The sequence below is a fragment of the Herbaspirillum sp. RV1423 genome, assembly GCF_000577615.1.
GTDB lineage: Bacteria > Pseudomonadota > Gammaproteobacteria > Burkholderiales > Burkholderiaceae_D > Herbaspirillum.
Genome location: NZ_CBXX010000060.1, coordinates 1 through 22,731, shown reverse-complemented (window position 1 = coordinate 22,731; position 22,731 = coordinate 1). Strand labels below are relative to the sequence as shown.

The window sequence follows — 22,731 nt, the reverse complement described above, 5'->3', positions numbered from 1 at the left end:
TTGCGGCAGCCGGCAAGGGAACGGTCGTCAATGTGGCGGCAGGCGTAAAGCTGGATGCCTCCGGCATGTGGAGCAATCTGCAGGTGAATCCGGATGACATCAGCGGCATGCCGGCGATGAACGGCGGCACGGTGTCGATACGCGGCACACGCGATGTACTGCTCGGCAAGGACAGCCTGATTGATGTGTCGTCGGGCGCGGCCATGCTGGCGAGCGGCAAGAGCAGTGGCGGCAAGGGTGGCAGTGTCCGTCTGCAAAACAATGCGGTGCCGGATGCTGGCGCAACCATGGCGCTGGATGGCGACGTACGCGCCTATGGCGTGGCCGGCGGCGGTGCGCTGACGATTGATACCGGCAGCATTGTGGTCGGCGGCGCAGGCGTTCCGGCTGCAGGTAGTCTGCAGTTGTCGGCGGACTATTTCAATAAGGGTTTTTCCAGCTATGCGCTGACCGGTCTGGATGGGGTGACGGTTGCCGATGGCGCACAGATCAATGTATTCATGCCGGTTTATCGTGTCGGCGCCAACGCTGGCGACAAAGTCAGTGGCAGCAGTGGGGCGCGAGTGCTGGAAGTGTGGACGCCGCCGGTCTATCAGGAAGATCCGGTCAAGGCGAAGCTGACGCAGCGCAAGGGCGCCAGCATTTCCTTGCAGGCAGGCACGGTCGATTCCACTCTCGCTGCTACAAGACTTAATACCTCAGTGCTGCGCATCGGTCGCGATGCCAATATCACCGTCGATCCGGGGCAGGCGATTATGCTCAGCGGCATCGGCCAGATCACGGTGGATCGCGGTGCGCGTCTGAACGCCTGGGGCGGCAACATTACGCTAGCGCAGTTGGCCTTGTCGGAAGTGGATCCGACGCTCAACACCGCGTATCTTACTGCCGACAAGCGTTCGATCTGGATCGGCGAGCAGGCCGTGCTGGATGTGGCGGCACGCGCTGTCACTGCGCTCGATACGCGCGGGCGCACCTACGGCACCGCGGGTGCCGGCGGCAGCATCATCATCGGCGGTACAGTGGACCCGCGCAAGGGTCTGGTTTCCACGCAGAACATCCATCTGTTTGTCGCCGTGCGCGATGGCGCGGTTCTGGATGCATCGGGCAGCCAGGCGACGTTCGATATCGATGGTCTCGGCAAGACCGTGGTCGCCGGTAATGGCGGCAGTATCGCCCTGGCGGCGGGCGACGGTTTGTATCTGGACGGCGTCATGCGCGCAGCCGCCGGCGGCAAGGGCGCAGCCGGTGGCAGCTTGTCGGTGGCACAGGATTCGCCGAGCTATCTGATAGGTGTCAATCCAGCGGTGCTGACGCCGCGTCAATTCATCATCGACCAGCAGGCACAGCCGTCGGCGCTGGCCGCTGGCCTCAACGACCGCGACAGCACGGCGCAGATGGTCTACGGCCATGCGCGCCTGGGTGTCGATCAGGTGCAGAGCGGTGGTTTCAGTCAGTTGACCTTGTTCGGCCGTGGCGGCATCTTTTTCAACGGCAACGTCGACCTGAGCATGAGCCAGAGTCTGCAGCTTTATTCCGGCGCACTGTCACAGACGGATGCTACGCAGAGCGCGACGCGTGTCAATCTCGCCGCACCATATCTGCGTCTGGCCGGTACGGGCCTGCAGACAACCCCGGACCAAATGTTGCTGCCAGCGGTCAGTCCCGTCGTGTTGCCTGCCACGCCTGCTACCTTGAACGCCAACGCCGCGTTGATCGACATCCGCGATATCGTGACATTGGGTTTTTCGGACAACACCTTCAACAGTAGCGGTGATTTGCGCTTGCTCGCCTCGGTCAATGCGCCGCCCAACGGTGAGCAGTTTTCGACTGTCCTCAGTACCGCTGGCGACATCGTTTTGCGGGCCACCCAGATCTACCCGGATACTAACGCCATGGCAAGCGTACAGGCGGGGCTGGGCGGAGGCACGGACCCCGATAGTGGCGAGGCGCTCTTCAAACCGAACAGCTTTATCCGCATCGAGCGCAACGGCACCCAACTGCCGGCCTTGCCATATTCGGTGTTCGGTGCGCTGCAACTGGGCGCTGCCAACATCGAACAGAGCGGCATTTTGCGCGCACCGTTGGGCGCAATTGAACTGGGCGGCGCCACTGGTGGCTTTACCAATCGCATCAACATGCTGCCGGGCAGTCTGACCTCGGTCAGCGCAGCCGGGCTGGTCATGCCGTACGGCGGCACTGTCGATGGCATCAGTTATACCTATGGCGGCAGCGATGTCGCGCTGGTCGGCATGGGCGGTAACCGCTCCACCAACAACACTCGCCAGGCGCAGGGGGTGTCGTTGGCGAGTACGTCCATCAATGTGCAGGCCGGTGCGACGATCGATTTGTCAGGTGGCGGTGAGTTGACCGGAGCTGGTTTCATCAGCGGTCGCGGCGGCTCTACCGACGTTCGCACGTCGCCGCTGATGCAGGTAAGTGCCAGCGGACGGTTTGCATTGCCGGGGCTGCGCGACAATCCGGTGTACGCGATCGTCCCCGGCCAGCAGGCGGCACAGGCACCCGGCGTTTCGCCCGGAGGCGCCGTTGATCCGCTAATCGGTCAGCGGATCACCATTGGCCAGGGCGTAGCCGGTTTGCCAGCCGGCACCTACACCTTGATGCCGTCGACTTATGCCTTGTTGCCGGGGGCGTTCCGGGTCGAACTCAACGGCGCCGCCGGCATGGGAGCTGCGTTTGCGACGACTGCGCTGCGCAACGGCTCAAGTGCGGTTACCGCCCAGTTGAGCATCGGCAATACCGGTGTCGCCGATACCCTGTTCCGTCAGGCCATCATCACGCCGGCCAAGACGTTGCGCACTTATTCGCAGTACAACGAGATGAGCTATTCCCAGTTCATCCTTGCCGATGCGGCGCGGCGCGGCATCCCGCGCGCCATGGCGCCGGATGACGGTAAATCCTTGCGGCTTACTTTGCGCGCCGGCACCGGTGTCGGCGCCGATGCCTTGCAGTTCGACGGCACGGCGAATTTCAGCGGCGTCAACAATGGCTATGCCGGCGGTCTGGTCGTGCTGGCCCGGGCCTTGCCGTTTCATCCGCAAGCGCTGGAAATCGTCGGTCCCGGTGCCGGACCGACAGCAGGTTTCGACGGTGTGACAATTCGTTCCGACAGTCTCAATAAACTGATGCCGGGCAGCATGACCATCGGTTCAGTGCCGGTCGTGGTATACGGTCAGGGCGGCAATGTCGTTGATTTCTTTGTCGGCGATACACCGTTGATTTACCTGCGTTCCGGTGCTTCACTGAGCGCACCTCAAGTCATGTTGGTGACGAGTGATGACAGTTCCCGCCAGATCGTGGTGGAGCAGGGCGCTTCCATCAATACAATCGGCAAAGGGAAAGTCGCTTTCGACGCCACCGACGGCTTTGTGTATACCGCCCGGGGAGATGTGCTGGCGGTCTCCAACGGCGTTCTGAATTTTATTCCAAGTACTGCAACGGAGTCGGGCACGGTTGGTATCAGCATCGGTGGTTGTACGCTCACGCCTTGCGTCGGCGTGACCGAGCTGTATTCGGAGGGATCGATTGCAGCGCTGACCAATAGCAGTTTCTCGCTGGACGAGGCGGTGCGCTACGGCACGCGCAATCTGACGCTTGGCGTATCCAGCGTCAACGCCGGTACCTCGCAGGCGCTGGCCGATGCGGCGGCACGCAACGCCTTGCCGTTCGGATTTGCGTTGAACCAGAACGTGCTCAATCGCCTGCTGGCGGGCGATATGCGTTATGGTGCGCCGGCACTGGAAACCCTGATCCTGACAGCACGCGACTCGTTCAACTTCTACGGAACGACCAGCCTCAGCACCATCAATCCAGCCAGCGGTAAATCTTCGCTCAAGAATCTGGTGCTGAATACGCCGGCCATCTACGGTTACGGCAGCGCTGGCGACGTGGCGAGCATCCAGACCAGCAACTTGATCTGGAACGGTGGCGTCACTCCGGCCGGCAGCGTGGCAGCGCAGGGTGCTGGCACCGGCAGCGGCACGCTGGATATCCGCGCCGAGCGCATCGAGTTCGGTTATGCATCCTTCACCCAACCAAGCAGCCTGACCGTGGTCGACCGGCTGGCGTTGGGCTTCGCCAACGTCAATCTGACTGCCAGCGACCGCGTCACCGCCAACCACAAGGGCGGCTTGTCGGTCTATCAGAGCCAGGGTGCGTATGACGCTGCCACCGGTTATCAGTACAGCGGCGGTAACCTGAACATCACTACGCCTTTGCTCACCGGCGAAGCCGCATCGGTCAATCGCATCGCCGCCGGCGGCACACTGACGCTCAGTGCACCGGCAGGTGTTGCGCCTGCGGCAGCGGGACGCAACGACGTTGCGCTCGGCGCAGAACTGAGTCTGACGGCCAGGGATGTGCGCATCGACAGTACCATTGCGCTGCCGAGCGGCAAGCTGGCCATCACCGCCGAGGGGGATCTGTTGCTGGACCAGCACGCGACCATCGACATGGCCGGTCGCAAGATCGCCTTCTTCGACGTCAATAAATATAGTTGGGGCGGCGACGTCGCGCTGGAAAGCCGCAGCGGCAATCTGCGTCAGACAACCGGTTCGCTGATTGATCTGTCGGCGCAAAACAATCGCGCCGGTACGCTGAAGGCAACGGCGTTGGCAGACGCCGCCGGCGTGGTCAATCTGCAAGGCAGTATTCTCGGCGCAAGCAGCGGCTATTACGACGCTGGCGGCACGCTGGTACCGTACCTGGCAGGCTCCATCGATATCCGTGCGCAGAAGTTGGGCGACAGCGGCACGCTCGACGGGCAGTTTGCGGCCTTGAACCAGCGCCTGACGACCGGCGGCGTTTTTGGGGTGCGCAGCTTCCAGCTCAAGCAAGGCGATCTCAACATCGGCAGCGACATCAAGGCCGGTGAAGTCAACGTGTCTGTCGACAATGGCAGCCTCACCGTGTACGGCACGATTGATGCCAGCGGCGAACGGGTCGGCAGCATCCGCCTGGCAGCGGGCAACAACCTGACTATTGCCAGCGGCGCCTTGCTCGATGCGCACGGCAGCACCTTGCGGGTCGATAGCTACGGCAAGATCATCGACAGTCCCAACCGTGCCATCGTCGAATTGAGTTCCGGTGAAACCGGCCAGTTGACGCTGGCCTCGGGTAGCCGCATTGACCTGCGTCACGGCACCGATGCGACCATCGGCACGCAAGCCGGACAGAACGACGGCGTGGCGCGCGGCACGCTGACGCTCAACGCCTTCCGCACCGGTGAGACCAGCGGCGATATTCGCATCGACGCCGCCGGCAGTCTCAACATCGCAGGAGCACGTTCGATTGCAGTCAATGCCATGTGGCGTTACATCGATGCACCTGACGGCGTCGATCCTTTGGTGACGCGTCCGTTTCAGGTGATCACGCAGGACTATCTGGATCAGAAACACACGCAAAGCACGGCATTCATGACGGCCGCACGGGCCAACGGTAATCTGATGAACACCAAGCTGGCCGGATTGCGGGCTTACAACGACACGTTCCACTTGCGTCCCGGCCTGGAAATCGCCAGCAAGACCGCCGATGGCGATCTGGTGGTGCAGGGCGATCTGGATTTGTCCGGCTATCGTTATGCTAGCGTCAATCCGCATACGCAATTGACCGGCGTCTACGGCTCCGGCGAGGCGGGTGCGTTGACCTTGCGTGCCGGTGGCAATCTGGATGTCTACGGCAGTATCAACGACGGTTTCGCACCGCCGCCGCCGACCCAGGACGACAACGGTTGGTTGTTGTTGAGGGGCAAGGATTTCACCGGTGGCAACATCATCGTGCCACGTAGCGGGGTAGTGTTGGCCGACGGTACTGTATATGAAGCGGGCCAGACGCTCAACTATGATTTGCCGATCAAGGCGCGTCTGTTTGAAGTCGGCCGGGTGATTCCGGTCGCGAGCACCCTGAACGCGCCGATGGAACTGGCAGCAGGCACCGTATTTAGCGCTAATGTACGCGATGCAAACGGCGTATTGCTACATGCGGCTGGCAGCATACTTGCTGTTGGCGAGACCTTGCCGAACGGTACGCGCTTCGACGCCGGCATGCTTTTGCCGGCAAGGGCTACGCTGGCCCCCATGATCTGGCCGAAGAATGTCAAGCTGCCGGAGCTTTCTGGCGGTGGCGGTGTTTTTGTTATGAATGGCGCGACGACGTTGCCACTGGGAGCATTTATCCCGGCCGGCACCGACATCAAATTGCCGGGCGGCGTGGCGTCGATTGATTTGCGTGATCGTAGCAGTGGCAGCCAGGGAAAGTTATGGGGCGTGGCGGCCATGTTGCCGGAGGGTTCCTCATCATGGTCAATGCGCCTGGTGGCCGGCGCGGATACGGCCGCTGCTGACAGCCGCATCACCCGACCGCATCCTGCCGCCGGCACCCTGCGTCTGGCCGACAGCCACTATGGCCTCTATGGCCGTCTGCAGCAAAGCTACGGCTGGAGCCAGTTTGCCGTGAATAAGCTGACTGCGGCAGGCAAACCAGTCGTCCTTGGCGATCCGGTTGATCCTTCGATTTTCGGTCAAACGGACGTCATGATAGTCTGCAAAAATTCCCCGAAATATTGCACCCCGCTGGGATTGCCGACCTTCCTGCCGACGCCCTCAAGCACGCGATTCAGCGTGGTGCGTACCGGTGCCGCCGACATGGATTTGCTGACCGCAACGGACTTCCGTATGGACACCTTGTACGGCGTCTACACGGCTGGAGTATCGTCGGCCCCGACTAACGCAGGCGATCCTTATAACCTGCCGCGCGTACGCAACAGCAACGGCACCGTACTCAAGGATGCTAGCGGCGCATATGAAAAGTTTGTCAATGGTGGTCCGGATAGTCTGGCGCGCGCCTGGTATCCGACCGATGGCGGTAATCTGACGGTCAGGGCCGGCGGCAATATCAGCGGCAATCAGATGGCTGGCGCTGGTTCTGGTTATCAACGTCCGAACCCGGAGGATACTGGTTACGACACCACCGCGGTCGGCAACTGGCTGTGGCGTCAGGGTAGCGGCAGCACCCTGGGGGACGGCAACGATCAATTGACGGCATGGTGGATCAACTTCGGCAGCTATGTCTCCGCCGGCGCCGACAAGATGATCGGTTTCACGGGCTTGGGTGCGCTGGGGGGCGGTAATTTGCGCGTCGAAGCCGGTGGCGATGCCGGCACGCTTAACCGCACCGTTGATCTGCTGCGTACGCAAAACATCAATTGGCGCAGTCAGTCGCTGGTATTGGCCGTGGGCAGCACCGGTCGCGTTGGCGCCGACGGCAGCCAGAGGCTGACCGGCGGCGGCGACCTCGATGTACGCATAGGCGGTGCTCTCAATCCTGTCAGTGCCACCAACGACTTTGATCCCAGCGGCGGCGCTATTGTAAATTTGCGCGGCAGTGTACAGGTGCAGGCGGCCGAACTCGGTCGCATGACCATGTCGTATAGCGTCGAGGCTTCACGTAGCATTCCTGGTGAAACCCGGGCCTTGAATGCCTTCGTGCCGACACGCGCCGATCTCGGCGGCGGGTTGATACTGGTGCCGGGCGACGCGACATTTAACCTCTCTTCGCGCGGCGACCAGGTGATCAACAGTGCCATCGATCCGGGACGCGTCTCGCAGGTGAGTGCGACGCCGCTGACGGCGATCGTGCCCGATCCCAACGATCCGACCAAGTCCTTGCCGACCGGCAGTGGTACCAGTTGGTTCTCGCTGTGGACTAAAAACACGGCGCTTAATTTGTTCTCGGCTGGCGGAAATCTTTCGCCGATCATGCCGGTCACGGGTAGCGACCTGTCGATTGTCTATCCTGGCAGCCTCAGTGCCGTGGCGGCCAGCGGCAGTCTCTATTACGGCCTGGCCGGCACCACCAGCAACAATAATCTGGTCCTGACGCCCTTGTTGCTGGCGCCGTCGGCCAACGGTCAACTGGAGTTTCTGGCACATAACAGCATCTATTCGGGCGGTTATACCGTCAGCCAGTCGGCCGGTGCCAGCAGCAGCATGGCGACGCCGTTCCGTCCGGCATTTTCCGGGACGACGGCAGACGGCACGGCCGTGTCCAATCTGAATAGCGACGGCAGTCATGTCAATTTCAGCCGCAATAGTTATCCCTTGTTTGCCTTCGGTTCGGGCACCGCTTCTGGCAACTTGAGCGGCAATGGCCAGCCGGCCCGGTTCTACGCCGTTGACGGCGATTTGATAGGGGTGAGCAGCGGGCGGGCAATTTCCTTCACTGTGTCCGACAATCGATCAGGGCAATTGTGGTACGAAGGAGCGCAGCCAGTTTGGATGCTCGCTGGCCGCGACATCGTCGGCAGCGGCAGTCGTTTGGGCAATGCGGATCTGTTCCAGGGCGAAGATAAGTACAGCGCTGTCAACAATCTGTTTGTCAATAATAGCGTCAACGATGTTTCTATCGTCTCGGCCGGGCGCGACATTCTTTACAGCGGCTTTGCGGTCGCCGGACCCGGCATGCTGGAGATCACCGCCGGACGCAATATCCAGATGGAAGACCGCGTCGGCGTCAACAGCATCGGACCGATCGTGGCCGGTGACAAACGTCCTGGCGCCGGCATCGCTATGCAAGCCGGGGGTGGCGCGGCAGGAGCTGATTATGCCGGCATGATCGCGCGCTATCTCGATCCTGCCAATCGGATGGCCGACGGGGCGTCGCTGGCGAGTCAGCCCGGCAAGGTCGTCAAGACGTATGAGAAGGAACTGGCTGCATGGCTCACGGAACGTTACGGCTTCGCCGGCGATACCGAGCAGGCGCGCACCTTCTTCGCCGACTTGCCGGCAGAGCAGCAACGCGTGTTCGCCCGTCAAGTGTATTTTGCTGAACTGACGGCCGGTGGACGCGAGTACAACGATCCCAATAGCCCACGCTCCGGCAGCTATCTGCGCGGCCGCGACATGATCGCCAGCCTGTTCCCGGGTCTGAAGGGGGCTGGCGGTTCGCAGACCTACGCCGGCGACATCACCATGTTCGGTAACGCCGGCGTACACACCATGTTCGGCGGCGACATTCAGATGCTGACGCCGGGCGGACGCCAGGTGTTCGGCGTCGAAGGAAGCAATCCGACGGGCAGTGCCGGTGTCATCACGCAGGGTGCAGGCAATATCCAGTTGTATTCGCTCGGCAGCATCCTGCTGGGACAAAGCCGCATCATGACCACCTTCGGAGGCTCCATCCTGGGCTGGTCGGCGACCGGCGACATCAACGCCGGTCGCGGTTCGAAGACGACGGTGGTCTATACACCGCCCAAACGCGTCTATGACCAATGGGGCAACGTGACCTTGTCGTCGGACGTGCCGAGCACCGGTGCCGGTATCGCTACGCTGGCGCCGATTCCGGAAGTCCCGGCTGGGGACATCGACCTGATCGCGCCGCTGGGCACCATCGATGCCGGTGAAGCGGGCATCCGCGTCTCGGGCAACGTGAATCTGGCGGCGCTGCAAGTGATCAACGCCGCGAATATTCAGGTCAAGGGTGAGTCAGTCGGGATTCCGACGATTGCGGCAGTCAACGTCGGCGCACTGACCAACGCCAGTGCCGCGGCGAGTTCGGCGGCGAGCGCGGCGCAGGAGTCGGTGCAGCGCGCCCGCAATGAAGCGCGCCAGGCCTTGCCGTCGATTTTCACGGTGCGCGTGCTGGGCTTCGGCAGCGAGAGCGGTGCGGGAAGCGATGCGGTGTCGCCGACGTCGTCATCCGGCGTCAGGCCCGGCTACGATCGAAGCAGCTTCGTGCAAATCGCCGGACATGGGAATCAGATCAGACCGGAACTGATGTCGCGTTTGACTGAGGAGGAGAAACGCAAGCTACGGCAGGATTAATGGAGACAGCAGTGAAATGAGTTCTAATAACTTCAAAAAAAGCGGCGCCGGATGCGAGCGATCCGGCGCCGCTTTTTTTCGGACGTAGCAATCAGCGCGGCAACACAGGTGCAACGGGTGTCGCAGGCGGACGCTGTGGATATACCGAGGTGCCGAAAGTGTTGCCCATGCGGTTGCTGGTGGCGGTGTAGTTGAACAGGCCCAGTTGATTGGACGGTTTGCCGACGATGGTCTGCGAAGTCATCTCGGGGAGCGGCTGCGTTTTGCCGGCATCTTTCGGCATCAGCTTTTGCGTCAGGCAGTCATAGGCGGGAATCCGCTCGCCGTTGACGACGACGTCGACGCAACTGGGGGCATTGTTGTTGGCACCGGATTCCAGCTCTGCCGACCGTGCCGGCAAGGCAACACAGGCGTACGAAAAAAAGAGCAGGGCGGCGATTGTTTTGTTGGACATGATTTTTCTTTCCAGTGTCGGCGGGGCTCCGTGCTTTTGCGCGTTACGCGATGAATGCGAGCAGCGTGATCCGGATGTAATTTTTACGTCGGTACGCTCGTTCGCTGTCACAAAGGGGTCACGTCGCGTCGCTAGCATCGGCAGTTCGCTGCGGTCCTGATGTTTTTTTTGAAGCTGGTGATCGCATCATAGGCGATGTCAATAAGGCTTTCAATCAAAAAAAGAAAAATGCCGGCATGTCGTTGAATAACAAAAAAATAAGACTGTTCCGATGCGGTGGCTGACGAATGGGGAATCAAAAAACAGGCCTTCTTTCGCCGTTCGTTTGCCGCTCATTGAGCGGGCCGGACGTTGTTAAAAAAAGAATTATGAACGTTTGATGACATTTGACGGTTCCGGTGTGCGCCAACCGTCTATGCATTTATACGCTCCATCGAAGTCGATGAAGACGCTGGTTACAGATATGACAGACGCCGGTTCCGCCATTGCGGAACACGGCGCCGAAAAGAGTTGGAATAAGAGGGCTGGGTTCACTATATGCATGAAGCAAACCGAAATACGAGCGGGTCGCCGGGATGTCTGCGGGCGATATGTCTGGCAATGCTGGCAATCGGAACGGGGATGGGAATGCAAAGCGGCGCATTGGCGCAGCAGTCCGCTGCCGCTGCGGAAGACACGCGCCGTGTCGACATCAACGAATACATTGTGCGCGGCAACACCGTGCTGGATGCGCGCAGCATCGAAAAGGCGGTGACGCCTTTTCTCGGCCCGCAGCGCACCATGAAAGATGTCGAAGGCGCGCGTGATGCCTTGCTGGCGGCTTATAACGCCAAGGGCTATCAGTCGGTGTATGTCGACTTGCCCGAGCAGCAGGTCACCGAAGGCGTGGTCTTTTTGCAGGTCAGCGAAACCAAGGTCGGCCGTGTGCGCGTGGTCGGCGCCCAATACAACTCGCCGCTCGAAGTGCGCGATCAGGTGCCCGCGTTGAAAGAAGGCGCGGTGCCCGATTTCACCAAGGCACAGGTCGAGTTGACGGCGTTGAACCGGGGCGCCAAGCGCCAGGTCGTGCCGCTGGTGAAGCAGGGCAGCGTTCCCGGCACCATGGACGTCGATCTGAAAGTTGACGACAGCAGCCCGTGGCGCGCCAGCGTCGGCGTCAACAACGACTACAGCGCCGACACCAAACCGTTGCGCATGACGGGGACGATCGGCTACGACAACCTCTGGCAACTGGGGCACAGCGCTTCCATCAGTTATTTCGGCACGCCTCAGGATATGGGCCAGACCCGCGTATGGTCGGGATCTTACAGCGCACCGATTCGCGGCACCAACTGGACGGTGGAAGGCTCGGGTTTCACCTCCAACAGCAATGTCGCCACCGTCGGCGGCACCAGCGTGCTGGGCAAAGGGCATTCGCTGGGTATCAAGGCCACTTACACGGTGCCGGACACGGGCAACTGGTATCACGCTTTCGGTGCGGGAGTCGACTTCAAGAAGAACGACCAGACGCTCAGCCTCAATGGCGCCGGCGATACCGTACCGCTGAAATACGCCCCGGTGTCGCTGACCTATGCCGGTTTCATGCAGGGTGAGCGCAATCAATATGGGATCAACTTCACGCTGCTCAACAGCACCAGTCGTTTCTTCGGCTACGGCAGCGACGATTCGCAGTTCGATTACAACCGCTACAAGGCGACGTCCAGCTTCCTCGTTCTCAAACTCGACCTGAACGGGACGCATACCTTTGGCAACAACATGCAGCTCGGCGGCCGTCTCAATACGCAGATCACCGACTCGCCGCTGGTGTCGGGCGAGCAAATCGCCGCCGGGGGCCTCAACTCGGTGCGCGGTTATCTTTCCGCGGAAGCCACCGGCGACTATGGCGCGGTCGCCTCTCTGGAACTGCGTTCGCCGCTGCTGAATTACTTCAACCCCGTGGTCGAAAACTGGCGCGTGTACACCTTCCTGGACGCGGCGCGCCTGAAGCTGCGCGATCCGTTGCCGGAACAGGTCGACGTCTACACGCTGGCGTCGGTCGGATTCGGCAGCAGTTTTCTGGTCAGCCAGGTAATCAGCGGCCGCGTCGATTTCGGCTATCCGCTCAAGAAGGGGCCGCGCACCGACAGCCATACCCCGCGACTGAATTTCAGTCTGACGGCGACGTATTGAACATCGACACATCCACTTAACTATTTTTATACGCGTTTTCGGAGATCCATTGTTATGCGACGTATCCTATTCCTCATGCTTGCGCTGGCAAGCACCTTGTTGCCGGGTCTGGCTCACGCTTGGTGGCAACCCGACTGGGCTTATCGCAAGCCGATCACCGTCGACGGCGGTCCCAAAGGCGGCGCCATCGGCGGCGATGCCGGCCGCACGCCGGTGCTGGTGCGTCTGCATACCGGCAATTTCAACTTCCAGGATGTCAACGAAAGCGGCAACGACCTGCGCTTTGTCGGCGCCGACGACAAGACCGTCCTGAATTATCAGATCGAACAGTTCGACCCCTTGCTCGGTATTGCGCTGGTGTGGGTCGACGTCCCGGCCCTGACGGTCGCGCCGCAGCAACTGTGGATGTACTACGGCAATCCGAAGGCGCCAGCGTTCGGCAACGGCCAGCGTACTTTCGATTCCGACTACACCCTGGTCTACCATTTTTCCGAAGCCAACGTGCCGCCGCGCGATACGACCGCTTACGGCAATCACGGTCAGACTGCGGTCGTGAGCATTGACGGCACCGTCATCGGGAAGGGCGCCAAGCTGGGCGGCGCACCGCTGATGCTGCCCGCTACGCCGTCGCTGGAAATGGCGGCGGGCGGCAAGTTCACCTTCTCCGCCTGGGTGCGTCCTGAGAAGCTGGGCGCCAATCAGGTGATCTATTCACGTCGCGGCAATGGCGCAGAGTTGCTCATCGGCGTCGATGCCGGCGTGCCTTTCGTCCAGGTCAATGGCAAGCGCAGCAGCCCGGGCCAACCGATCCAGGCGGGGCAGTGGTCGCACATCGCGGTCAAGAGCGACGGTCAGAATCTTGCGCTGCTGGTCGGCGGCCGTCCGAGCGTATCCCTGCCTGCGAGCCTGCCGGCGATGAACGCGTCGGCGGCCATCGGCGGCGATACCGAAGCCGGTTCGACGATGGCGCCTTTTTCGGGCGCGATCGATGAAGTGCGCCTGTCGCGTGTGGCGCGTCCCGACGCGCTATTGCTGGCCGATGCAGTCACGCAAGGCGGCGATTCGCATCTGGTTGCTTTCGGCACCGATGAGAAGCAGGCAGGCAAGAGCCACTTCGGTTTCATCCTGGCGGCAATGCCGCTGGATGCATGGGTCGTCGTGATCGTGTTGGGTCTGATGATGTGCCTGTCGTGGGCCATCATGATCAGCAAGGGGCGCTTCTATGCCGCGACTTCGCGCGCCAATGCCGTCTTCATGAAACTGTTCCATGAGACCGCCGGCGCACCGCTCGATCAACTCGGCCGCAGCAACAAAGTGCCGGAACAGATCAGGCAAGATTCGTCGCTATGGCGTCTGTATGACGTCGCCGTCGATGAAATGCGTCGTCGCCACGACCGCGGCTATGACATGACCTCGGTATCCACTGCCACCATCGATGCGATCCGTGCGGCGATGGACGGTGTCATGGTGCGCGAAAACGAACGTATGGCAAAGCGCATGATCTGGCTGTCGACCACCATCGAAGGCGCGCCGTACGTCGGTCTGTTCGGCACCGTGATCGGCATCATGCTGGTGTTCGTGGTGGCGGCGATGGCCGGCGCGGTGGACATCAACTCGGTGGCGCCTGGCATGGCGGCGGCGCTGTTGTGTACGGCGGCAGGCTTGGGCGTGGCGATTCCGGCGCTGTTCGGATACAACTGGCTGGGTTCGCGCGCCGACGCCATCGGCGCCGATATGGCGGTGTTCGTCGATGAGTTCGCGACCCGCCTGGCCGAAGAACAAGGCGATGGCCGCCACCTGCGTGCAGTGCAACTGCAGGCATAAGGGGCAATCATGGCAAGAGCGAAATACACCCCGCGCAGACGCACCGGGGGGATCAACATCACGCCTTTCGTGGATGTGCTGCTGGTGGTGCTGGTGATCTTCATCCTCACCAGCAACGCCAGCATCCCCGGCATCAAGGTCGATCTGCCGAAAGCCAGCGCTTCGGTCGCGCTGGAGAAACCGAAGACCAAGGCGATTACCGTCGACAACACCGGACAAGTGTTCCTGGACGCCTATCCGGTCAGCCTGCCGGAACTGGAAGAGCGCTTGCGCACCGAGAAAGCACTGACGCCGGACTTCCCGGTGATCGTGCGCGGCGACGCATCGGTGCAATACGCCAAGGTAGTGGAAGTCCTGGATCTGCTGCGCCGTATCGAGCTCAATCAGATTGGCCTTGTGACAGGCAAGCAATCGTGAGGAGGCGCCGTGAAATCGAGTAACGACGCTATGTCGTATTCCTCGCCGGCGTCGGGTGCTTCCTGGCGTCGGTGGGGCGGGATCGCGATCGGCGCGCTGTTGACGGCGTCCCTGATTGCACTGGTCTGGTACCTGCTGTCGGACGTTGCCAGCACCAAGCGCGAAGTATCCTCGCCGCCGATGCTGATGTTGCCGCCGCCTCCGCCGCCGCCTCCGGAACCGGAAAAGCTGCCCGAGCCGACGCCGGAAAAACCCAAACCGGAAGTCGCTCCGGAACCGAAGCCCTCAGAACAGATGGAGTCGCCCAAGGACGACAGTCCGCCGAGCCCGTCGAAGGATCTTGGCGATCCGGTGACCATCGACGGCGCAGCGCAGGCCGGCAACGATGCCTTCGGCATTCAGGCCGGTCGCGGCGGCGGTATGACCGGGGGCGGCGGAGGCATGGGCGGATCGTATAGCCGTTATCTGGGGACTGCGCTGCAACAGGCCTTTGCCCGCGACCCGCGCACGCGTCAACTGGCGTTCGAGGACATCCGTCTGGACATCACGCTGGATGCGGATGGAAAGGTCGTGAAGGCGGTGCTGCAGCAAAGCACCGGCAACACCAAAATCGATGACGCGGTTCTGGCGATGGTGCGCGAATACAAGGCCGATGAACGTCCTCCTGCCGCGCAGCGTTATCCGATGCATTTGTCCATTCGCGGCCGGCGGCCGTGAACGCAATTTAATTGAAATCAATTGGGGAAGATATTCATGAACACACCACTCGATAAGAATGGTTCCGCCCGACCGGGTAAGACACGCAAGAATTCCTTGTGCCGCGCCAAGGCGCTGGCTGGCGTATCCGCTGTCGCGTTGCTGATGACCTCGCTGGCGCATGCACAGACGCCGCCGTCTTCCGAAACCGCGATGGTGCGCTTGATTCGCGGCCTGATCGAGAGCGGCGCCTTGAAGAAAGACGTCGGCGCGGCGCTGCTGGCGCAGGCGCAGACCGAAGCGATCGCTGCGCAGCAGGCACAGCGCCAGGCGGCGGCAGTGCCAGCAACGTCGGGACGCAACAAGATCGAACCCGGCGATGTGCGTGTGCCGTATATTTCCGCCAGCGTGCGCGATCAGATCCGCGATGAAGTCAAAGGCGAAATCATGGCGCAAGCCAAGAGCGAAGGTTGGGCTGCGCCGAATGAAACGCCGGAATGGAGCAAGCGCATCCGCATCGAAGGCGACATGCGCGTGCGCGGCGAATCGCGCTTCTATTCCGGCAACAACGGCAACATCGAAACCGACTGGAAAGGCATCAACAGCGGCAGCGGCTATGACGTCAATTCCAACACCAATCTGGCCCTGCCGCAGTTGCTCAACACGCGCCAGGACCGCGCCAATCAATTGCGCATTCGCGCCCGCCTGGGCATCTTTGCGGATATCTCCGAGAACACACAGGCCGGCTTGCGCCTGGCCAGCGGCAGCGACGACAGCCCGGTTTCGACCACGCAGACGCTCGGCGGCGGACTGGACAAGAAAAACGTCTGGCTCGACCAGGCCTGGCTGTCCTATAAATTCAACGAGATGTTGAAGGTGACGGGCGGCCGTTTCGGCAATCCTTTCTTCTCGACCGAGATGCTGTTTTCCAATGATCTGAATTTCGACGGCGTCGTCGCGCAATTCAACAAGACGCTGGAAAACAAGGATTTGTCGGTATTCGGCACATTGGGCCTGGTCCCGCTGGAATATTCTTCCGACAACAGTCCGAGCCGCAGCCAGAACAAGTTATCCAGCCAGAACAAGTGGCTGATCGGCGCCCAGGTCGGAGGCCAATGGAAGCTGGATGCAGAAAACCGCCTGCGCGGCGCCGTCGGCTACTACGATTTCAAGAACATCACCGGCCGCGTGTCGGATTCGTGCGCACTGTATGCCGGCGCAGACGGTTGCAACACCGACTGGTCGCGCCCGGCCTTCATGCAACGCGGCAACACGCTCATGCTGTTGCGTAATATCGCCCTCGATCCGACCAATCCGGCCAATACGCCGCAACCTCAGTATGTCGGCCTGGCCTCCAAATTCCAATTGCTGGACCTGAACGCGCGCTGGGATACACGCATTGCCGGCGGCTACGGATTCCGCCTGGACGGCAACTTCATCCGCAATCTGGCATATGACGAAAACGAGATGCTCCGCCGCGCCACCGTCGGCATCGTCAACAATGGCGGCACGGCGCAACCGGGCGTGCGCGGCAACTTCAAGAGCGGCGCCAATGCCTACATGATGCAGGCGACGCTGGGCAATCCGAATCCGGCCGTTGTAGGCGAATGGAATGTGCTGGCGGGCTACAGGCGCATCGAACCCGACGCCTTGCCGGATGCCTACAACGATTCGACTTTCCACCAGGGCGGCACCAACGCCAAGGGGTATTACCTCGGCGGCAATTACGCGATCGACAAGAACACGCTGTTCTCGGGACGCTGGTACGCGACCAAGTCGGTGTACGGCGCTCCGGTAGCGATCGATACCCTGCAGCTTGAGCTGAATACACGTTTCTAAGGGGCATGCCAATGTCATCCATTTTGCAGAAACGAAGCCGCGCGGCATTGTGTGCGGCAATGATCATTGCCGCCTCGGCCGTGCAGGCGCAGCAAGGGCAGAGCATGGAAGAGCGTCTGCGCAATCAATTGCGCATCACCACCAGCCAATTGCAGGAAGCGCAAAACGAACTGGCGGTACTCAAGGAGGGCAGGACTGCGCCCGCCGTCGGCGCTCCCAATGCAAAATCCGCTGCCGCGCCGGATGCGGACAGCGTCAAAAAAGAACTGGCCGAGGTCAGGGCGCAACTGGCTTCCGAGCGTCGCACGCGTGAGAAAAATCAAGATGCCTCTCAGGCAGCATTGGAAAAAGCAAACGCGCAAGTTGCGCAATACAAAAATGCCTACGACGAACTGTTGAAGCTGGCGCGCGCGGCGGAAACCGAACGTCAGCGCCTGGCGCAAGAAGAAAAAACGCAGCAAACGGCGGTGACCCAATGCGAAGCGAAAAATGCGCAACTCTACGCCGTAGGGCAAGAAATATTACAGGCGTATGAAACGATGGATATCGGCACCATCATGTCGGTGCGTCAACCATTTGCCGCGCAAAGCCGTGTAAAGTACGAGCAAATTGCGCAGCAGTATGGAGACAAACTTTATGAGGGGCGTTTCGATCCGCGCAGCACGGCAGCACCCGCCGCCGGTGCTCCGGCCGCAGCGTCCCAGTAGTAATGGGGCGTCGATTCCTCGATTCGTTTTGCGGATGTATTTTTTAAATCAGGTGGTCACATGAAACAAATCAAACTGAATAAACGATCTCTCAATCCATGCCTGCATGGCATGGCAGCGCTGATGATGGCATCAGCGTTCAGCGTCGCCGGCGCGCAGACAAAAGCGGCAACGGCAGACAAGACCGTCGCCAGCCTGGGTCAGGTCACCGTGGCGCAAACCGAAGTCGAGCGCATGTTGCAAGCCTTGCAGCCGGCCGAACGCGCTGCGATCAAGAACGATCGCGCCGGCCTGGAGAACTGGTTGCGCCAGCGCGTGGCCAGCGAAGCCGTGTTGCGCGAAGCGCGTAGCAAGGGCTGGGCTGACCGCACCGAGATCAAGGAGCGCGTGGATGCAGCAGTCAAGGAAATTACCGGCCGCATCATCGCGACCAGTTTTCTGGAATCAATGACGCAAGTGCCGGCGGATTATCCCGCCGACGCCGACATCAAGGCGGCTTACGAACAAAACAAGAGCAGCTACAGTTTGCCGGCTACCTATCGCGTCGCGCAGATCTATTTGCCGACCTCGCCCAGCGATGCCGTAGGCAACAAGAAGGTCGCGGAAAAGGCCAAGCGCCTTGCGATCCAGGCGCGCAGCGGCGACTTTGCCGCATTGGCCAAAGCGGAATCGCAAGACCAGAACAGCGCTGCGCGCGGCGGCGAAGTCGGGACGTTGGCCTTGACGGAGATGTTGCCGGAAGTACGCGATGTCGTCGCCAAACTCAAACCGGGACAGGTCAGCGAACCGGTGCAGGCCGCCGCCGGAATCCACATCGTCAAGCTCATCGAGTCCCAGCCGGCGCGTACTGCGACGCTGGATGAAATGAAGCCGCGCTTGCAGGCTGCCTTACGTCAACAGCGCCAGCAACAACTGGTGCAGGCCTATCTGTCGACCCTGGCTCCCGCCGATCGCGTGAACATCGACACAGCCGCCCTGGATGCCGCGCTGCAAAAGCTTAACTGACGATCTGTCTTCCTGCTTGCCTCTTTTAATATTGTCATTACATCAGGATCCCTCATGAAGAAAACCTCCGACACCACAACGACCGCGTCCGCATCTGAAACCGCAGAACTGATTTATTTCCTTACCCCCGAGCAGCTTTCCGACGCCATCAAGTCGGCAGGCTGTTCGGTGACGGCGCTCGAACACAATGGCGTCCCGCATTTGCACAGCGCCAGCCAGGGCGTCGGCTTTCAGGTCCTGTGGGGCAATGCCGGCGCTGCGGCGGGACAATTCATCGACTTCACGATGAGCTGCCCGTTGCGCGTGCAAGGCGGCGTCCTGCCGGAAGGCTTGATCGCCGAATGGCATCGCAGCAAGCGTTTCGCCCGCATCGTCGAGCACGGTGAAATGATTTCCTTGGAAATGGATGTGATCGTCGTCGGCGGCGTCAGCCCGACCTACCTGAGCATGATGGTGCAATTGTGGACCCAGATGATGGGACAGTTTTTCTTGCACCTGCGCAATTTTGCATCGCAAGACCCCGCCGTTGCGCCGGCAGGACAGCCCGCCGTACTCGAAGAAGCCACGCCGGCGTAATCCCTATCCCTTGCGAGGCCGCGGCGCGGCTTCGCTCTTGTTTTCTTCGCCATCTCGCGGTCACGGCAATGTAACATTTGTTCGCTATGCTGCCCGTCTGCTGTTACGCACTTCGCGTAACCGGTTTCTCTTACTTCCACATGAATATCGTGTCGAACCGCCTATGCCGAGAATGGTCGTGCCTGGCGCTGCGTATGTCGTCGCAGCCTGTCTGGCTTTGCTGACTCTGCAAGGCGCAGCCCAGGACTCGCGGGGACTGCGCATCGACTCGGCGCGTATGCCGCGCAGCGACGCGGGGAAAAGCATGCGCTTCGATATTGCGTCGCAGTCTTTGCAAAGCGCATTGGAGGCCTTCAATGCTGTCACCGGATTGTCAGGACTGTACGACGCCGATGCGGTTGCCAATCGCCGTTCTGCTGCGATCCATGGAGATTTCACCGTCGATGTCGCCTTGCGCGAGATGTTGGAACGCAGCGGCCTGAACAGTTATTTCACGGCGCCCGATGCCTATGTCCTCGAGCAAAACCCTGCCGAAGCAGGGACTGCGTCGGCGCCGTTGCAAACCGATGCCGGCGATTTTGATGCCATCCTGCAATCCGGCGTGCGCGCGGCTTTTTGCCGCAATGCCCTGATCGCCCCCGGCAGTTACCGTATCGCGATCAGTTTTCGTGTCGCCGCCGATGGCCGCGTCGAGCAGGCGCGTCTGCTCGACACCACCGGCAACAAGGCTCGCGACGGCGAGATTCTCAGGACCTTGCGCGGCATCAGGTTGGCGCATGGACCGCTCAATCCTGCCGACGCTTTCGTCATGCTGATTTTGCCGCATGCATCGGCCTCGACTGCGGATTGCGGGGCGCCGTGATGAGCGAATCCGGATTCAAGGGCATGCGCGAGCTGATGATGCGCAGTTACGGCGAACTGAAACGTCGGCTGACATTGCAACTGGGAAATGCCGATCTGGCGGGCGACGCTTTGCAAGACACCTGGTTGCGCCTGGAATCGCATAAGGAGCCTGCGGAACCGGTCCAGCATCCGATCAGCTATCTGATGCGCATGGCGACCAATTCCGCCCTGGACAAGATACGCAGCGAACGGCGCTTTCTGAGCGGAGAAGAAGTCGAACTGATTTTCGACAATTTGTCCGACCCCGCGCCGGGACCGGATCGGAGCATTGAAGCGCGTTCGGAAATCGACCGGCTGGTGCAGTTCATGCAAGATATGCCGGTACGGCAGCGCCAGATACTGACGTTGATACGGGTCGATGAAATGCCGAGGCAAGACGTGGCCAGGCATCTCGGCGTCTCGCTCAGCCTGGTGGATCGTGAATTGAAACGCGCCCATGAGTACATAGTTGAAAAAATGCGTTAAGAAAATACGGTTTGCGGCGTTGAGAAACGTCTATGGATAGGAACGATGGATTTGATTGCCGACAGATGAATGTATTCGAAGCTCAGGAAATGGGACCGCAGGATCGGGACGGATCGTCGCTCGATGCGGACGCGCGCGCCTGGGTGCGGTTACTGGCGTCCGGTCGCGCCCGGAAGGAAGACGCGCGCAAGCTGGAGCTGTGGTGCGCGGCCAGCGCAGCGCACGCCGCCGCTTTCAAACAGGCTCATGCCCTGTGGCGCCAACTGGGAACGGCAGCCGAACTGGTCGGCGCCGGCGATCCGGAACTGCAGGCGATCCGTCGCGCTGCCGGCCATGAGCGTAATGCCCGTGCGGCATCGGCGACGCGATCTGCACGGCGTTCGCGCCGGGCGTTCCTGGGCGGTGCTGTAGCCGCTTCGGCAGTTGCGGCAGGCGTCGCGCTGATCTATCCGCCGCTTTCCCTGTGGCCTTCGATGGCAGCGCTGCGGGCAGACTATCGCACCGAAGCCGGGCAACAGATGCAGGTCGCCCTGACACCGGATGTGGGCTTGCTGCTGAACACGCGCAGCAGCATTTCGGTGCGGACCAGGGACGGTTCGCCGGTGGGCGTTGACCTGATCGACGGCGAGATCGCCGTCAGCGCCAATCGCCCGTTCTCGGTCAGCGCCGGGAACGGCACGATTGCCGCCGAATTTTCCCGGTTTGAAGTGCGTCATCTCGGCGCCAATGTTTGCGTGACGTGTATGGAAGGACAGGTCAATGTCGCGCTGGCGGGCGCCCGCCACACCTTGCGCGCAAACCAGCAAATGGTCTACGGCGACGATGCCGCTCCGGTCGTGGCGAGTGTTGATGCGCAACAACAATCCGACTGGCGCCGGGGGATACTGAGCTTTCGCCAGACTGCTCTCGGTCAGGTGATCGGCGAGATCAATCGTTATCGCCCGGGACGGTTGGTGCTGATGGCGAAATCGCTCGAGCAACGGCCGGTGAGCGGACGTTTTCGCATCGACGATCTGGACAAGGCGATTGCGCAGATTCAGCGTTTGTTCCGATTGAGCGCGACCTCGCTGCCGGGCGGCATCATCGTGCTCGCCTGATTGTTGCGATTGTCGCGGTTGTTGCCGTCTTCGCAGTTGTTGCTTTTTACATTTGCATATTTTATGCAGAAAAATGTATAGCTTTTCTCCTTGAGGTTCGTCTAGAGGCATGGGCAGTCGACAAGTTCGGCTGCCATCGACAAACGTTGATCCGATCAGACACTGAGAGAACCTTCATGCCGTCCCTTCACGTATCCAAAAGCAAATCGATAGCTTCTCTTCAACGGCAATCTTCCCGCTTTCATCATTTCGATAACAGACCCGCCGCGATCCATACGCCGCGACCGATAGTGCGTGCTATCGCCGTCCTACTGGCAGCGGGGGCGGCGGCAGGGACGGCAGGCGAGGTCCATGCGCAGCAAGCATTCAGCAGCGCGTGGTTCGCGGCCAAGGGAGCGGCGCAAAGCAGTGCGGCAGCGACCGGTTATCTGCCCAACGGCATGCCTGCGTCCTCCTTGACCAATCCGGCCCAGCAACAGCAGCAAGCCAACCAGAAACTGCAGACGTCGCTCAATAATCTCTCCATCGTCGCGCGCGCCATTGCCGCGCAACAGTCGGCACAGCAAGCGGCGCGGCTTGCCGCGATGAGTGGCGCGGGCGTACCGGACGGCCTGGCCGACGGCGGTCTGAAGATTGACACCGACAGCCTCACCAAAGGCTGGCTCAACGCCAATGCGCCCACACAAACCACGGCAGACGGCAAGACCACGGTCGCGATCCAGCAGACGGCCGACAAGGCGATC

14 protein-coding genes are annotated in these 22,731 nt (G+C 61.0%); 13 read left to right on the top strand and 1 reads right to left on the bottom strand.

Annotated features, from left to right (window positions below; translation table 11 throughout):
• Nucleotides 1-32: 32 nt before the first annotated feature.
• Nucleotides 33-9,836, top strand: coding sequence for a filamentous haemagglutinin family protein (locus RV1423_RS27140; RefSeq protein WP_231502534.1), 9,804 nt, complete (start codon nt 33-35; stop codon nt 9,834-9,836).
• Nucleotides 9,837-9,927: 91 nt separating this feature from the next.
• On the opposite strand, the gene RV1423_RS27135 is transcribed toward RV1423_RS27140, so the two are convergent.
• On the bottom strand, nt 9,928-10,290 hold the full coding sequence (locus RV1423_RS27135; protein ID WP_051517000.1) for a hypothetical protein: 363 nt from the start codon (nt 10,288-10,290) through the stop codon (nt 9,928-9,930).
• Between the two features lie 621 nt (nt 10,291-10,911).
• Between RV1423_RS27135 and RV1423_RS27130 the strand changes: the two genes are divergently transcribed.
• The 12 genes from RV1423_RS27130 to RV1423_RS27075 form a co-directional block, all read left to right on the top strand.
• Nucleotides 10,912-12,459: a ShlB/FhaC/HecB family hemolysin secretion/activation protein gene (locus tag RV1423_RS27130; protein ID WP_231502533.1), complete on the top strand. Its 1,548-nt coding sequence runs from the start codon at nt 10,912-10,914 to the stop codon at nt 12,457-12,459.
• Between the two features lie 54 nt (nt 12,460-12,513).
• On the top strand, nt 12,514-14,283 hold the full coding sequence (locus tag RV1423_RS27125) for a DUF2341 domain-containing protein (protein WP_034303728.1): 1,770 nt from the start codon (nt 12,514-12,516) through the stop codon (nt 14,281-14,283).
• A gap of 9 nt (nt 14,284-14,292) precedes the next feature.
• Nucleotides 14,293-14,700 carry a biopolymer transporter ExbD gene (locus RV1423_RS27120; RefSeq protein WP_034303727.1) on the top strand — a complete coding sequence of 136 codons (408 nt, stop codon included), beginning with the start codon at nt 14,293-14,295 and terminating at the stop codon, nt 14,698-14,700.
• A gap of 9 nt (nt 14,701-14,709) precedes the next feature.
• A complete protein-coding gene (locus RV1423_RS27115) occupies nt 14,710-15,417 on the top strand; it encodes an energy transducer TonB (protein ID WP_231502532.1) in 708 nt (235 codons plus the stop codon).
• Nucleotides 15,418-15,453: 36 nt separating this feature from the next.
• Nucleotides 15,454-17,235, top strand: a complete 1,782-nt coding sequence (locus RV1423_RS27110) for a putative porin (protein ID WP_051516999.1) — start codon at nt 15,454-15,456, stop codon at nt 17,233-17,235.
• Nucleotides 17,236-17,246: 11 nt separating this feature from the next.
• A complete protein-coding gene (locus RV1423_RS27105; RefSeq protein ID WP_034303724.1) occupies nt 17,247-17,942 on the top strand; it encodes a hypothetical protein in 696 nt (231 codons plus the stop codon).
• A 60-nt stretch (nt 17,943-18,002) separates the two neighbouring features.
• Nucleotides 18,003-18,947 carry a peptidyl-prolyl cis-trans isomerase gene (locus RV1423_RS27100; RefSeq protein WP_051516998.1) on the top strand — a complete coding sequence of 315 codons (945 nt, stop codon included), beginning with the start codon at nt 18,003-18,005 and terminating at the stop codon, nt 18,945-18,947.
• A 54-nt stretch (nt 18,948-19,001) separates the two neighbouring features.
• Nucleotides 19,002-19,523: a YbjN domain-containing protein gene (locus tag RV1423_RS27095; RefSeq protein ID WP_051516997.1), complete on the top strand. Its 522-nt coding sequence runs from the start codon at nt 19,002-19,004 to the stop codon at nt 19,521-19,523.
• 163 nt (nt 19,524-19,686) lie between these two features.
• Nucleotides 19,687-20,385 carry an STN domain-containing protein gene (locus tag RV1423_RS27090; protein WP_155835330.1) on the top strand — a complete coding sequence of 233 codons (699 nt, stop codon included), beginning with the start codon at nt 19,687-19,689 and terminating at the stop codon, nt 20,383-20,385.
• Nucleotides 20,385-20,891, top strand: a complete 507-nt coding sequence (locus tag RV1423_RS27085) for an RNA polymerase sigma factor (RefSeq protein WP_034303723.1) — start codon at nt 20,385-20,387, stop codon at nt 20,889-20,891. The genes RV1423_RS27090 and RV1423_RS27085 overlap by 1 nt, the downstream gene beginning before the upstream one ends.
• A gap of 65 nt (nt 20,892-20,956) precedes the next feature.
• A complete protein-coding gene (locus RV1423_RS27080; protein WP_034303721.1) occupies nt 20,957-21,988 on the top strand; it encodes a FecR family protein in 1,032 nt (343 codons plus the stop codon).
• A gap of 290 nt (nt 21,989-22,278) precedes the next feature.
• The coding region (locus RV1423_RS27075) for a hypothetical protein (protein ID WP_034303719.1) at nt 22,279-22,731 on the top strand (453 nt) is incomplete at its 3' end.